This window comes from Nonomuraea sp. WAC 01424 (genome assembly GCF_003947315.1).
In the GTDB taxonomy this organism is placed as follows: domain Bacteria; phylum Actinomycetota; class Actinomycetes; order Streptosporangiales; family Streptosporangiaceae; genus Nonomuraea; species Nonomuraea spiralis.
Window position 1 is genome coordinate 381,220 of the sequence record NZ_QHHZ01000004.1, and the last position, 14,382, is coordinate 395,601.

Genomic DNA, 14,382 nt, shown 5'->3' on the forward strand with positions numbered 1-14,382 from the left:
GAGTTCGGCCACCGTGGTGGCCGCCACCACGACCTGCGGGCCGAGCGGCGCGGCCAGCAGCCTGCGCAGGGAGAGGGCCCCCTCGGCCGGCCTGATGCCGGCCGCGTCGTCGGCCGTGGCCGCCGCCGGGGCGGCGAGCTGGGAGCCGGCGCTGGTGACGACCCCGGACACCACGGCCTCGGTGTCGATCCTGCGCAGGACGTAGTCGGAGACCTGCACCAGCACCGTGCCGTCGGGCGCGATCATCGTGACGTCCACGACCAGCACTTCGTCGGTGTCGGTGCTGGTGATGCGCAGATGGCTCCAGAACGCCTCGGGCAGGGCGCCGAACACGGTGATGCGGCCGTAGCCGAGCGGCAGGTAGTGACCCTCGACCTCGACCCAGCTGAACGTGGTGGCGACGTCGAGCAGGGCCGGGTGCAGCCCCCAGCGGTCGAGATCGGACAGCAGCGCGTCGTTGGCCTCGAACAGGCCGAGCGCCTCCTGCCGGCCGGCATGCGTGGCGGTCAGGGTCCGGTGCCAGTGCTCGCCCAGCGTGAGCAGGCCCGACAGGGGGACGCCGCCCTGCTCGTCCGTCGAGGGCACACAGCGATCCATGATCGCCCGCAGGTCCACGCGGTCGGCGGCGGGCGGGTTCACCTTGGCCGCCGTGCCTCTGGCGTGGACGCGGTGCGACCCGCCGATGATGCTCTGCACCTGGAACTCCGCGCCGTCCGCCTCCTGGGTGAAGATCACCCGTACCTCGGCGGTGGCGCCGTCGGCCACCGACAGCGGTTCGACGAACACCACGTCCCGCAGCTCGACCAGGCCGCTGCCGGGCAGCACCGCCTCGGCGGCCGTCCTGGCCAGTTCGAGGTGACCAGTGCCCGGCAGTACCGACACGTCGGCGATGCGGTGTTCGTCCAGCACCCAGTGGGTGCTCGGCGAGAGGGTGCCGCTGCACCAGTCGAGACCGTTGCCCTCGCCGGCGTGCCGGGCGTCGAGGACCGGGTGGTCGATCGCCTTGATCCGGTCGCCGCGTTGCAGGGCGACGAATCCGGCGGGCGCCGCGGTCTCCACCGCCATGCCGACTTCCAGCCACCTGCCCCAGTTGACGCTGACGATCTGGGCGGCGTTCCAGCCTTGTCCGGCGCGGGCGTGCGCGTCGAGGAAGTTGTTGGCCGCGCAGTAGTCGATCTGCCCGAACCCGCCGGCCACGGCGGTGATCGACGAGCAGAGCACCACGGCCTCCAGCTCCAGCTCGCCGAACGCCTCCTGGAGGGCCAGCGTGCCGAGCACCTTGGGCCGGAGCACGGCCTCCGCCGCCTCCCGCTCCTTGATCTGGGCCATGCCGCCGCCGGGCAGGCCGGCCGCGTGCACGAGCACGTCCACCCGGCCGAACGCGGCGAGCGTCTCGTCCCTGACCCGGCGCATGTCCGCCGGATCCGTCACGTCGGCGGCGAGGGTCAGCACCCGCGCCCCGGCGGCCTCCATCCGGCGGATCGCCTCGGCGGCGCGCGCCTCGCGGGCCGACCGCGGCGGGCCGCCGGGCAGCCCGGTCCTGGACAGCAGGACGAGGTTGACGCGGGCCCGCGCCGCCAGGTCCTCGGCCAGCGAGACGCCGATGCCGCCCAGACCGCCGGTGATCACGTACACCTGGCCGTCGCGCGGCTCGCCCGGCTCGCTCGTCACCTCCACCTGCTCGTATCCGAGCAGCCACCGCTTCCCGCCGCGCAGGGCGACCGGGGCCAGCAGCCCGGCCTCGCCGGGCTCCGCCGCGCGGCCCAGCTCGGCGGCGAGGCCACGCACCGCGTCCCGGTCGGGCGCGTCGATGTGGCGGACCCGCAACCACGGCGTCTCCAGGGGGACGACCCGGGCGAAGGCGGCCAGCGTCGCGTGCTCCGGCCTGGTCAGGTCGTCGCCTACGACGTCCATCGTGCCCGCGGTCACCAGGTCGAGCTGCACGCCGCCGGGCGGCTGGGCCGCCGACAACGCCTGCACGAGGGCCAGGACGCCGAAGAAGCCGCGGTCCTGCGCCGCCCACGTAGGCTCACCGCCGGTGAGGGCCCAGGCGTGCACGATCCGCTCGGGGATCTCGCCGACCGCTTCGAGCAGCGCGTCGTAGTCCTCCCGTTCGGCGGGCCGTACGGTGAAATGTCCGTCGGAGGCGCTGAACGCGGTGCCCGGCCGTACCTCCAGGACCTCGGCGCCGGAGGCGCGCAGGGCGTCGGCCAGCGCGGCCGAGTCCTCGTCCACGAAGGCCAGGCAGCGCGTGATCGGCGACGCGGTCGCCGGACGGGCGGGCGCCTGGTGCCAGACGGGCACGCCGTACCACTGCTCGGGAGGCAGGGGCCCCTCGGCCTGCCGCGGCGCGGCGACGCCGCCGGAGAAGGCGCCCTGCGGGTCGGGGTCGATCCAGGCGCGCTGCCGCTCCCACGGGTAACCCGGCAGCGAGACGCGGAAGCCGGGCGCGCCGAAGTCGTTCAGCTCGACGCCGTGCACCCAGAGCGCGCCCACGGCCTGCGACAGGACCGCGACGTCACCGGCCCGGTCGCGCGGGCCGGGCAGCGACGGCAGCGGGGCGATCGCGCCGGCGGGCAGCTGGGTGCCCGCCAGGCCGGACAGCCGCCGTCCGGGACCGCACTCGATCATGATCCATTCGCCGTCGGCCAGGAGCGTCGAGACGCAGTCGCCGAAGCGGACCGGTTCGCGCACGTGGCGGGCCCAGTACGACGGGTCGGTGGCCTCCGCGGCGGTGATCCAGGTGCCGGTCACGTTCGACAGGAACGGCAGGCTCGGCGCGGCCGGCCCGACGGCGGCGACCAGCTCGCGGAACTCCCGCAGCATCGGCTCCATCATCGCCGAGTGGAAGGCGTGCGAGGTGCGCAGCTGGGTGCAGCCGATGCCCTCCTCCTCCAGCATCTCGGCCAGTTCCCTGATCGACTCGGACGGGCCGGCGACGACGCACGTGCCGGGGCCGTTGACGGTGGCCACGGAGACGTCGTCGGGCAACATCGGCGCGATCTCGTCGGGCATGAGCTGCACGGCCAGCATGGAGCCGGGCGGCAGGTCCTGGATCAGCCGTCCGCGCGCCGCGACCAGCCGCATCGCGTCGGGCAGCGTGAAGACGCCGGCGATGGTGGCCGCCGCGTACTCGCCGATGCTGTGGCCGATCATCGCGGCCGGTTCGACGCCCAGCGAGAGCCAGAGCCTGGCCAGCGCGTACTCGACCGTGAACAGGGCGGGCTGGGTGAGCGAGGTCTGCCGCAGCGCCTCGTCCGCCTCCTCGCCGGTGGCGAAGATCTGCTCGCGAACGTCCAGGACGGCCGCGCACTCGTCCACCGCCTCGCGGAAGATCGGCTCGTTCCGGTACAGCTCCGCGGCCATGCCGCCGTACTGGGAGCCCTGGCCGGAGAAGAGGAAGGCCACCTGCGCGGGTCGCTTCGGCTTGGCGCCGGAGACGACGCGCTTGGGGTCGGTCAGCGCGGCCACCGCGTCGGCCGGCGACGTCGTGACGACGGCGGCCCGGTGCTTGAGCTCGCGGCGGCCCACGCGCAGCGTGAGGGCCACGTCGGCGAGGTCCGTCTCGGGGTGCGCGGCCAGGTGCGCCGCCAGCCGTTCCCGCGCGGCGGCCAGCGCCGACTCGGTCCTGGCCGACAACTTCAGCAGGTGCGCGGGCCGCTCGCGGGGGAGCGGCGGACGCGGCGGCGCCTCCTCCAGTACGGCGTGCGCGTTCGTGCCGCCGATCCCGAACGAGCTGATGCCGGCCCGGCGCGGGAAGCCGTCAGGCTCCCACTTCGTCGGCGAGGAGACGACGTAGAACGGGCTCACCGGGAAGTCGATCTTCGGGTTGGGGCTCTTGAAGTGCAGCGTCGGCGGGATCAGCTTGTTCTCCAGCGCCAGCACCGTCTTGACCAGGCTGGGGATGCCGGCCGACTGGCCGAGGTGGCCGATGTTGCTCTTGACCGAGCCGATGCCGCACCACTGGGTGTCGGTCGTGTGCTGCGCGAACACGCTGGACAGCGCGGCCACCTCGATCGGGTCGCCGAGCGCCGTGCCGGTGCCGTGCGCCTCGACGTAGGTGACCGTACGCGGGTCCACGCCGCCCACGCCCAGCGCCTGCGCGATCACCGCGGCCTGACCGTCCATGCTCGGCGCGGAGAAGCCGACCTTGCCCGCGCCGTCGTTGTTGATCGCGTTGCCCAGGACCACCGCGCGGATGTTGTCGCGGTCCTCGATCGCCTCAGACAGCCGCTTCAGCACGAGGACGCCGCCGCCGCTGCCCCAGGCTGTGCCACCGGCGTCGGCGTCGAAGGAGCGGGTGTGCCCGTCTGGCGAGACGATGCCGTCCTGGTCGTAGATGTAGCCCTCGCCCTGCGGCAGGTCCAGCATGGCCGCGCCGGCCAGCGCCATGTCACACTCGCCGTTGCGCAGCGCCTCGCACGCGACGTGGAAGGCCACCAGCGCGGTCGAGCACGCGGTGTGCACGGTGTAGCTGGGACCGCGCAGGTCGAGCTTGTACGAGGTGAGCGTCGCGCAGTAGTCGACGTGGTTGCCCACCATGACCGCAAGCCAGCCGGCGTTCTTGTGGGCCTGGGCGTTGCTGCGGATGTTGCGCCACTGGTAGGTGTCCGTCCCGGTCCCGGCGTAGACGCCGATCTCGCCCGGATAGCGGAACGGGTCGTAGCCCGCGTCCTCCAGCGCCGTGTGCGACAGTTCGAGGAACAACCGGTGTTGCGGATCGCGGACCTCCGCCTCCCTGATCGACATGCCGAAGAACGCCGCGTCGAAACCCTCGTAGTCGTCCAGCGCCATGGCGGCCGGCACGAAGTTCGGGTCGGCCAGCAGGCTTTCCGCCGTGCCCAGCGCCCGTTGCTCCTCCAAGGTGTAGGTGGTCAGCGACTCGACGCCGTCGGCGAGGTTGCGCCAGAACTGCTGCGCGTCACCCGCTCCCGGGACTCGGCACGACAAGCCGATGATCGCGATCGGCTCAGCCGTGGGCTCGTCCGTCATGGGGCAATCCCCTTCTCGTTGCGGTTCCTCAACCTGTCTCGCCGTGAGGCCAGGCGGCGTGCCGCCCGGTCCAGCCCCGGACTGCCGCCCGCGCCATCGAGATGCGCGGCCAGCGTCCGGATCGTGGGATGCCTGAACAGTTCCGTGATCGGGATCTCGCGGCCGGTCGCCGCCTTCAGCCGTGCCTGCACGGCCGCCATGGCCAGCGAGTGGCCGCCGATCTCGAAGAAGTTGTCGTCGGGGCCGAGCCGCGGCATGCCCAGCACGGCCCGCCACACCTGGGCGACGGTCTTCTGCGTGGGACCGTCGAGGCCGCCGGCGGCCTTCGGCTGCTCGACCGGCCGCCCGCGCAGCGCGGCGCGGTCCACCTTGCCGTTGGGCGTCAGCGGCAGCGCGGGCAGCACCACCACCTCGGTGGGAACGGCGTGCTCGGGCAGCGCCCGGCGCAGCTCGTCCAGGATCCGATGCGCGGCCGTCCCCGGCCCGGCGGGCACCACGTAGCCGATGAGCGTGCCGCCCTCGACCTTGGCCGCGGCGGCCCGTACGTCCCGGCAGGCGGCCAGCGCCGCCTCCACCTCGCCCAGCTCGACCCGGAACCCGCGCACCTTCACCTGGTCGTCGGCGCGCCCGGCCGGGGTGACCGTGCCGTCGGGGTTGCGCCGGCCGAGATCCCCGGTACGGAAACGGTCGCCGTCGAAGCGCCGGCCGGTCAGCGCCGGGTCCAGGTAACCCGAGGCCAGATGGCGGCTGCGGACCACCACCTCACCCAGCTCGCCCACCCCGGCCCGCCTGCCGTCCGGCGCCACCACGATGATCTCGCTGCCCTCGACGGGCCGCCCGATCGGCACGACCTCCGGGTACGGCTCCGCGAGCTCGTGCCAGGCGTGCGCCTGCGGCGTCTCGGTCGTGCCGTAGAAGGCGACGAGCCGGGCATTCGGTACGAGCGTCCGCAGCCTGCCCGCCTGGGTGCCGGTGAACAGGTCGCCACCCACGCCGGCCAGCCGTACGTCGGGCAGCGTGGTGCCGGTGCCCGCCAGCATCGCCGCGAGCTGCGGCGTCAGGTGCAGGACGGTGATCGCGTGCTCGCGCAGCCAGGTGACCAGCTTGGCGGGATCGCGGACCAGCTCCAGTTCGGGCACGAACAACTCGGCGCCCGCCGCGGCCGGGACGAACATGTCGCGCAGCGCCGGATCGTGGGCCGGCCCGGACAACAACGCGAACCGGTCGTGCGGCTCGACGGCGAAAGTATGGACGTACCAGGAGATGAAATGAGCCAGCGGCCTCTCGGCGGTGACCACCGGCTTGGGATCGCCCGTGGTGCCCGAGGTCATCGAGAGATAGCCGGACCCCGGCAGCTCGGCGCCGCCCTCGCGCGGCTCGATCGTCCCGTCCCGCAGGACCAGCCGGGCGCCCGCGGCGGCGATCTGCCGCTCCTGTACGGCAGCAGGATAAGCCGAGTCGATCACCACCCACCGCGCTCCCGTGGCCAGCACGCCGAGCAGGATCCCCGGCAGCTCGGGGACCCGGGAGGCCACGACGGCCACCACGGCCCCCGGCCCGGCCCCCGCCTCCCGCAGCGCCGCCTCGGTACGCCGCCGCGCCCCCGCGTGGGCGTCGCCGACCAGCTCCAGCAGCCCGGGGCCGTCCCAGTCCGGGAGCTCCACGTCGGGGGAGCCGGGTTCCGCCCGCCCGGTCAGCAACTCGCCGAGCAGCCCGACGTAGCCGTCGACCAGCGCCGTCATGCGCTCGGCCGAGAACAGGTCGGGGTTGTAGACCAGCTCCAGCGCGTAACCGCCGCGCTGCTCGCCCACGTACATCGTCAGGTCGAACAGCGCCCCCGGCAGCCCCGGCCGCAACGGCTCACTCTCGCAACCGTCCAGCTCCAGATGGGCCTGCGCGAAGTTGTACATGTTGAACATGACCTGCGTGATCGGGTTGCGGCTCAGGTCGCGCGGCAGCCGCAGCGACTCCAGCAACTGCCCGAGCGGCACGTCCCGGTGCCTGATCGCCGCGCCCAGCTCGGCCGCGCACGCCGTCACCTGCTCCGCGAAGTCGCCCCGAGGGCGCAACCGCAGCGGCAGGACCTGCACGCACATCCCCACCAGCGACTCGAACGCCACGTGCGGCCGGTCCGCGTACGCCGCCCCCACCACCAGGTCGTCACGTCCCGACAACCCGGCGAGCAGGCGGGCGAACGCGGCCAGCAACACCGCGTACGGCGTGCTGCCCAGCCGCGCCGCCAGCTCGGCCACCTGCGCGCCCAGCGCCGCGTCCAGCTCGCCCCGGCAGGAGGCGCCGCGGAAGGTCTGCGCGGGCGGCCTGGCCGCGTCCCTGGGCAGGTCGAGCACCAGCGGGGCGTCACGCAGGCGCTCCCGCCACCAGCCCAGCGTCTGGCCGTCGTCGTTCCCGCGCAGCCAGCGTACGTAGTCGGCGAACGTGTGCTCGGGCACCTCGACCGGCTCGCCCCGGTAGGCGGCGGACAGGCCGCGGAAGAGCACGTCCTGTGACCAGCCGTCGAACACCAGGTGGTGCGCGGTCAGGCAGAGCACGTGCTCGTCGGGGGTCAGCCGGATCAGCCGCGCCCGGAACAGCGGCCCGGCGGCCAGGTCGAACCGTTCCCGCGCCTCCTTCTCCAGCGCCGCGGCCAGTTCGGCGGGGGACAGGTCGTCGACCGGCAGCGGCACCTCGGCCGGCGGCGCGACCGTCACGTCGGGGATGCCGTCGCGCGAGCCCACCCGCCAGCGCAACGCCTCGTGGACCGCCACCACGTCGGTGAGCGCGCGCCGGAGCGCCGCGACGTCGAGCGGGCCGCGGATCCGTTCGGCCATCGCGATGTTGTGCGCGGTCGACTCGGGCGCCAGCTGCTCGACGAACCACATCCGGCGCTGGGCGGGCGAGAACGCCACCGGGCTCCCGGTGGGCGGCGCGGCGACGGCCGCCCGCGGCGCGTCCTCCACGAGCGCGCGCAGCGCGCCGTAGGTCCGGCCCGCGTACACGTCCTGGACCGACACCGCCCGGCCCAGCTCGGCGCGTACCGCCGCCACCAGCCGCATCGCCCGCAGTGAGTGCCCGCCGCGCTCGAAGAAGTCGTCCTCGTCGTCCGGGACGGGCGCCTCCAGCACCCGCGCCCAGATCCCGGCCAGCCCGCTCGCCGTACCCTGTTCCCGCCTGGACCGTGCCTTGAGGGCGGCCAGGTCCACCTTGCCCGAGGGGTTCAGCGGGAGGATGGCCAGGCGTACCAGCTTGGTCGGCAACATGTACGGCGGCAGCCGCACCGCCAGGTCCTCGCGCAGCACGGCGAGGTCGGGCGCGTCCTCGGGCGTCACGTAGGCGACCAGCTCGCCGGTGAAGTCCACCACCGCCTGCAGCACGCCGGGATGCGCACGCAGGGTCGTCTCCACCTCGCCGATCTCCACGCGCTGCCCCTGCACCTTCACCTGGCGGTCGAGGCGGCCCATGAACGAGATCTGGCCGTCCTCCCCCCACGCCACGTGATCGCCGGTCCGGTACAGCCGCGCCCCCGGCTCCGCCGAGAACGGGTCGGGCACGAACCGTTCGGCCGTCAGCGCGGGCCGGCCCAGGTACCCCCGGCTGACCTGCGGGCCGCCGACGAGCAGCTCGCCCGGCACACCCGGCGGGCACAGGTTCATGTCCTCGTCGACGATGTAGGCCCGGCAGCCGCGCAGCGGCCGGCTGATCGGCAGCGGCCGGTCCCACACGCCGCGGAACTCGCCGCCGACCACGACGACGGTCAGCTCGGTCGGGCCGTACAGGTTGTGGAAGCGCGTGTGCGCCGACCACCGCTCCACCTGCTCGGGCGGGGGCGGCTCACCCGCCGTCACCACGTCCCGCAGGTACGGCAGGCGGCTCGGATCCACCAGCGGGAGCAGCGCGGGCGGGAGGTACCCCCAGGTGACGTCGTGCGCCTCCAGGAAGTGTTGCAACCGGGCCGGGTCCACGCGGTCCTCGTCCGGCACGAGCTGCACGCAGCCGCCGATCGTCAGCGGGAGCACCATGTCCATGATCGAGGCGTCGAAGCCCAGGGCGGAGAAGGCCATCGAGCTGCAGCTCGCGTCCAGGCCGAAGTGCGCGACGGTCGAGGTGACGAAGAAGACCGCGTTGGCGTGGCTCACGACGACGCCCTTGGGCCGTCCGGTGGAACCGGAGGTGTAGATCACCCACGCCGCGTTGCCCGCCACGACGCCGCTCTCCAGCGGCTCCGCCGGCCCCGGCTGATGGGCGTCCACGAGCGTGGAGGCGCAGCCGTCCAGGAGCTCGCGGCCGCGCTCGTCCACGACGACCACCGCGATCCCGGCGTCCTCCAGCACCTCCTCCAGCCGCTTGCGCGGATGCCCCGGATCCAGCGGCACGTACGCGCCGCCCGCCAGATGGATGGCCAGCACCGCCACCGGCATCAGCGGAGTACGGCGGGTGCACAGCCCCACCCGTGCCTCCGGCCCGACGCCGAGCTCGCGAAGCCGGGCCGCCAGCGCCCACGCCCGCTCGACCAGCTGGGCATAGCTGAGCACGTCATCCCATTGCCGGACCGCCGGGGCGTCCGGGGTCCTCGCGGCCTGAGCCGTGATCAGACTGCTGAGGAGTGTCATCCTGCGGCCTCCACACCCGGCCGTACCAGCCGGCCTTGCCGTACCGTCTCGAAACGCAGCAGGAAGCGCGGCGGGCGGGCCGCGATCGCGGCGGTCGCCCGGCCCAGCGGCAGGTGCGTCACCCGCCACTCCGCCAGCCACTCCGCCAGCTGTCCCGCCTGCTGTGCCGCTTCGGGCGCCACCTCGGGCACCCAGGTCGCGCCCGGCCGCTGCCCGGCGAACCCGAACAGCGCCGGATCCACCCGCGGCCCGTCGCCGGTCGCCCGCGACACCGCCTCCTTGGCCGTCCACGTGCGCAGCGCGCTGGGCAACCGCAGTTCCTCGGGCAGCCCGGCGTACTCGTCGCGCTCCCGCTCGTCCAGCACCCCGTCGAAGAAGGACTGCTCGTCGGCCAGCGGGCGGAAGCGCTCCAGCGCGGCGCCCACCCGGCCGGCCGCCAGCGCGACCAGCACGAGCCCGCCCGAATGGCTGAGGCTGTGGCCGGCCCCGCTCTCGCCGCCCGCCTCGCCGCCGGGCAGGGTACGCGGCCCACCGGCGCCCGGCTCGATCCCGTACTCGCCGAGCAGCCGTCGCAGCAGCACCGACCTGCCGACGAACCGGCGCCGCTGGTCCTCCTGCCGGAACCGGGCCGCTCGTGCCGCCTCCTTCGGCGACAACTCCTCCACGGCCGCGCACAACTCGGGCAGTTCGTCGAGGTCGGCCAGCCACACGTGCACCTCGTCCGCGGCCAGGCCCCGATGAGGGCCGTCCGCGATCGTGCGCGCCACCTGATCGGCGTGCGTGGTGAGGAAGAGGTGTGCGGCGTCGAGCGTGTGCAGGCGGAAGGTCGAGGAGGTGTGGCGGGCCCAGGCGAGCATGCCGGGATGGGCGACCTCCCGGTCGTGAGCCCCGGCGAAGGCGATGATGGGCACGTCGAGCGGCTCCTGCCTGGCGAAGCGGTAGTGGCGCAGCCACTCCATGTCCGTCCGCAGTGCGGGGATGAGCAGCGCCTTGAGCTCGGGCTGCGTCCGCAGGTCCGCGGGCGCGTCCAGCCGGTGGATCAGCTCCTCGATCAGGTCGTCGTCGCCCAGGCCCGTCCACCGTCCCAGCGTCTCCTGGCGCTCCGGCGGGTGCGCGGCGCCGACGTAGAGGCATTCGGGCGCTCGTACGCCGAGCCGCCGCAGCTCGCGGACCACCTCGAAGGCGACCCGTCCGCCCATGCTGTGCCCGTAGATCGAGTACGGCGTGCCGGTGTGGGCGGCGATGGACCGCGCGATCAGCTCCGGGGAGAGGGCTCCGGGTTCAGCCACCCGGCCTTCACGACCGGGGAGCATCACCACCCGTACGTCGAAGACCCCGTCGAACGCCTGCTTCCAGGCCCAGAACGCGGAGACGTCCCCACCGGCGTAGGGGAGGCAGAACAGGAGCGGAGCTCCGGGCGGGTATCGCGTCAGCGAGGCGAACGGTGTCTCAGGTAGCACGTGTTCTTCTCGCCTTGCTACGCAAAGTCCCCCCCGGCAGGTTCGCTGCGCCGTACGAGGTCGTCGCGCGGGCAGCATGAAGTAAGGGCCGCACGTCAGGGTTCGTCCTGACGAGGGGCGGCAAGCGCCTGAAGCCACGCCATTCCTATTATTTTGTCCGAAAGTCAGTCAAGGGATGAAATTTAAACCAATGATGGAATGAGGGTTTCGGGCATCAGGAAAATTCGGCGCCCGGGGACGTGTTGACAGGTGACGGACCCTCTCCCGCTGGGCTGATGATCTCCGCCTGCCCCCGCGTCCTGGGGATTCAGCACCCTGTGTGATCATCTAGCTCCTCCATGGAATGCCCGTAATTGGAGTTTCGGTCATGCCCGAAAGAGGGTGTTCTGTCCCTATTGACTAATTGAGTCGAGACCGATTCCATATAACGGTCAGATCGCGGACGATCTTGCTGGTAGCAGCCTTACAAGGTGTTGACAGCCGCCGTTCCACGCCCCGCGAGCATCGACATTTACCCTGGTCAGACGCCTTCCATGGTGACGGCGTCCAAGGTGTCCGGTCAGCGTGACGCCGTCCCGTCCGGACCGCCCGCAGGCCCCGATCAACCGTCGCCGGGCGCACTTCGGGTGAACTCTCGGAAGCCCCCGCCCGAACGGAGAAGCACGCCCACGCGCCGCGCAGTCCTCGCACCTCCGAGATCGCGGAGGTTGAAGGGCACTGGTACAGGCCCCAGATCTTCCACTTGTTGACGCGATCGTCCTGGAAGTCGAGTACCGCGACGCAGACGCGTTGGGACGGGCAGCTCGGCAGGTAGGAGGGCGCACTCACACCGCGAGCTCCCGTGGCGTAGTGCGGTGCGGGAACGACTTTGCCGTTCCCGCCGATCGTCGGGTTCGGGTCGAAGGCGGCGGTGGTCCTGATCTCGGCCTGTGAGGCCGGTGCGGTGAGCGGTATCAGCAGGGCCGCGAGCATCAGGCCGATCACGGTTCGTAACGCATGTGGGTTCCTTCCGTCGGTTTTCCTCTCGTGCCGATCGTGGCCCGGCGTTCCGATTGGCTCCAGGGCATTGGTCGGGCATCGGCCGGATTGATCGGCGGACATTTCCCCGGACGCCGGATTGATCGTGAACCGTCCTCCGGGCGGGTTGTCCGGGGTCGGGTCAGGGGCCCGCCGGGGCGTGGCGGCTCCACGAGACGGCCCCGCAGAGGCGCAGGCCGGCCAGATGAGCCTCCCCGCCTGCGGCCCGACCTTGATCAGGCGTCCGGAGGCGTCCATCATGGTGGCGGTCCTGTCGTCGTGGAGGCACGGCACGACTCCGCGGCCCCGTCCTCCTCCCACCGGCCCGGAAGGACCGCTCGTGACCGACCTCGACTCCCGCCTGCGTGCCTGGCGGCACGACCTGCACCGGCGCCCCGAACCGGCCTTCGCGGAGCACGCGACGAGCGCCTACGTCGCCGAGACGCTGGAGGCGGCCGGTCTCGACGTCGTCCGAGGTGTCGGCGGCACCGGCGTCGTGGCCTCCCTGACCAGGGGTGACGGCGACCGTGCCATCGGGCTGCGGGCCGACATGGACTGCCTGCCGCTCGACGAACCGGGCACGCGTTCCCACGCCTCGCGCAACCCCGGCTTCATGCACGCCTGCGGCCACGACGGGCACATGGCGATGCTCCTCGGCGCCGCCGCCGTCCTCGCCGCCGAGGGCGGCTTCGACGGAACCGTACGGTTCGTCTTCCAGCCCGCGGAGGAGCCCGGCCGCGGCGCGCGGGCCATGCTCCACGACAACCTGCTCCTACGCTTCCCCGTCCAGGCCATGTACGGCCTGCACAACCTGCCCGGCATCCCCGCGGGCCACTTCCTGACCCGCGCCGGGAGCATCATGGCCGGCGAGGACAACTTCGAGATCCGCATCCGGGGACGCGGCGGGCACGCCGCCCGCCCGCACATGGTCGTCGACCCCATCGTGGTGGGCGCCGAGATCGTCCTGGCCCTGCAGACCGTCGTCGCCCGCAACGTCGACCCCGCGCTGCCCGCTGTCGTGTCCTGCACCGACTTCAGCACGGACGGCGTACGCAACGCCATCCCCGGCGAGGTCGTCATCAAAGGCGACACGCGCAGCTTCGACCCCGGCGTCAGCGAGCTCATCGAGGACCGGATCCGCCGGCTCTGCGAAGGCATCGGCGCGGCCCACGGCGCGACGTGCGCCGTCACCTACACCCACGAGTTCGCCCCCACCGTCAACGACCCCGCCTGCGTCGCCGCGGCGGTCGAGGCGGCCGTCGCGGTCGCCGGCGAGGGACGTGTCGACCCGGATTGCGCGCCCATCATGCCGAGCGAGGACTTCGGCGTCTTCGCCGAGGCCGTACCGGCCTGCTTCGCCTTCCTCGGCAACGGCGCCGAACCCGGCCGGGGCGGCGACCCGCTGCACAGCAGGCAGTACGACTTCAATGACGCCGTCCTGCGGACAGGGACGGACTACTACGTGACGCTGGCCCGCCGCGTCCTGACGGGCGACGCTCCCTCGGGCCCGGTAACGCCCAGCTGACCGCCCGAGGGTACGGAAGCGTCACATGGCGGCGTCGCCGCCGCCCCGACGGCCACGAGCCGTTCTCCGCCCTCGTGCGGCAATGCCGGGACAGCCGATCACGACGGACCAGCCGGGACCGTGAGGCCCGATCCAGGCCGGTCCTTCTCGTCCAACGATCCGAACGCGGCATTCCCGCGGACTCGTCGTCTCCAGTCGTCCGGATGGTGTGATCTACAACGTAAAGGCGGGGTTTCCGGTCTGCGAACGGCGTTCGGCTGTACCGTCTTCAAATCATGGGGAAAACCGTTGCGGCGATGACAGGGCTCGTTCTGGCGGTGTTGTCATGGCCCCCACCCACCTGGGCCGACGCCTCCGTCGCGGCAGATGGGGGCATGCTCTCCGGCGAGCAGAAAGTCACCTTCCATGAGTTCCGGCCGGAAAAAGGGTCGCTGGATGAGATTCCGATGTCCTGCGGCATTCCCGGCTCGGCCCTGGATCTGTCGCGAATCACCGCAGTGCAAGGTCTGACGGCCTCGGAGTGCGGAACCATTCTGAAAGTCGTCAATCCGACGCGCCCCGACATTCCGCCGCAGTACGTCATGGCGGTGGATCGCGGAGGCCGAGGCTTGGACCTGAACACGGACACCTTCAAAGCACTGAACGGAGGAAGCCTTTCGGAGGGATTGGTCCCCGCGAAGTGGGAGCCGGTGTCTTCGTCCTTCGGAGAGGGGATCCTCCTGGACGATCGCTTCGCCGGTGAACTTCCCGGTCTGGCATCTCGTGAATGACCGACGCCGGC

Annotated in this window: 5 protein-coding genes (1 of these 5 only partly in view); 2 read left to right on the forward strand and 3 right to left on the reverse strand. The window is 72.5% G+C overall.

What is annotated here, in order from left to right; translation table 11 throughout:
• The 3 genes in view from DMB42_RS13995 to DMB42_RS14005 are tightly spaced (each overlapping or abutting the next) and all read right to left on the reverse strand, a layout consistent with a single transcriptional unit that may run on beyond the window.
• On the reverse strand, nucleotides 1-4,992 hold the 5' portion of the coding sequence (locus tag DMB42_RS13995; RefSeq protein WP_125634490.1) for a type I polyketide synthase. The gene continues 408 nt to the left of window position 1, outside the view; the window shows 4,992 of its 5,400 coding nt (coding positions 1-4,992); its start codon is at nucleotides 4,990-4,992; its stop codon lies off the left edge, out of view.
• Complete coding sequence (locus DMB42_RS14000; RefSeq protein WP_125634492.1) at nucleotides 4,989-9,599, reverse strand: non-ribosomal peptide synthetase; 4,611 nt, start codon at nucleotides 9,597-9,599, stop codon at nucleotides 4,989-4,991. Before DMB42_RS14000 ends, DMB42_RS13995 begins: the two co-directional genes overlap by 4 nt.
• The gene (locus tag DMB42_RS14005; RefSeq protein WP_185844645.1) at nucleotides 9,596-11,059 is read right to left on the reverse strand and encodes a thioesterase domain-containing protein; all 1,464 of its coding nucleotides are present in this window, start codon (nucleotides 11,057-11,059) and stop codon (nucleotides 9,596-9,598) included. The genes DMB42_RS14000 and DMB42_RS14005 overlap by 4 nt, the downstream gene beginning before the upstream one ends.
• A 1,357-nt stretch (nucleotides 11,060-12,416) precedes the next feature.
• On the opposite strand from DMB42_RS14005, the gene DMB42_RS14010 reads away from it, so the two are divergent.
• Both DMB42_RS14010 and DMB42_RS14015 read left to right on the forward strand, forming a co-directional pair.
• Nucleotides 12,417-13,601 carry an amidohydrolase gene (locus DMB42_RS14010; protein WP_260477673.1) on the forward strand — a complete coding sequence of 395 codons (1,185 nt, stop codon included), beginning with the start codon at nucleotides 12,417-12,419 and terminating at the stop codon, nucleotides 13,599-13,601.
• A 275-nt stretch (nucleotides 13,602-13,876) separates the two neighbouring features.
• On the forward strand, nucleotides 13,877-14,371 hold the full coding sequence (locus DMB42_RS14015; protein ID WP_125634496.1) for a hypothetical protein: 495 nt from the start codon (nucleotides 13,877-13,879) through the stop codon (nucleotides 14,369-14,371).
• Nucleotides 14,372-14,382: the final 11 nt, after the last annotated feature.

Excerpts from the sequence above, each read along its gene's own strand:
- DMB42_RS14015 (WP_125634496.1), top strand. The coding sequence starts at position 13,877 with ATGGGGAAAACCGTTGCGGCGATGACAGGGCTCGTTCTGGCGGTGTTG.
- DMB42_RS14000 (WP_125634492.1), bottom strand. The coding sequence starts at position 9,599 with ATGACACTCCTCAGCAGTCTGATCACGGCTCAGGCCGCGAGGACCCCG.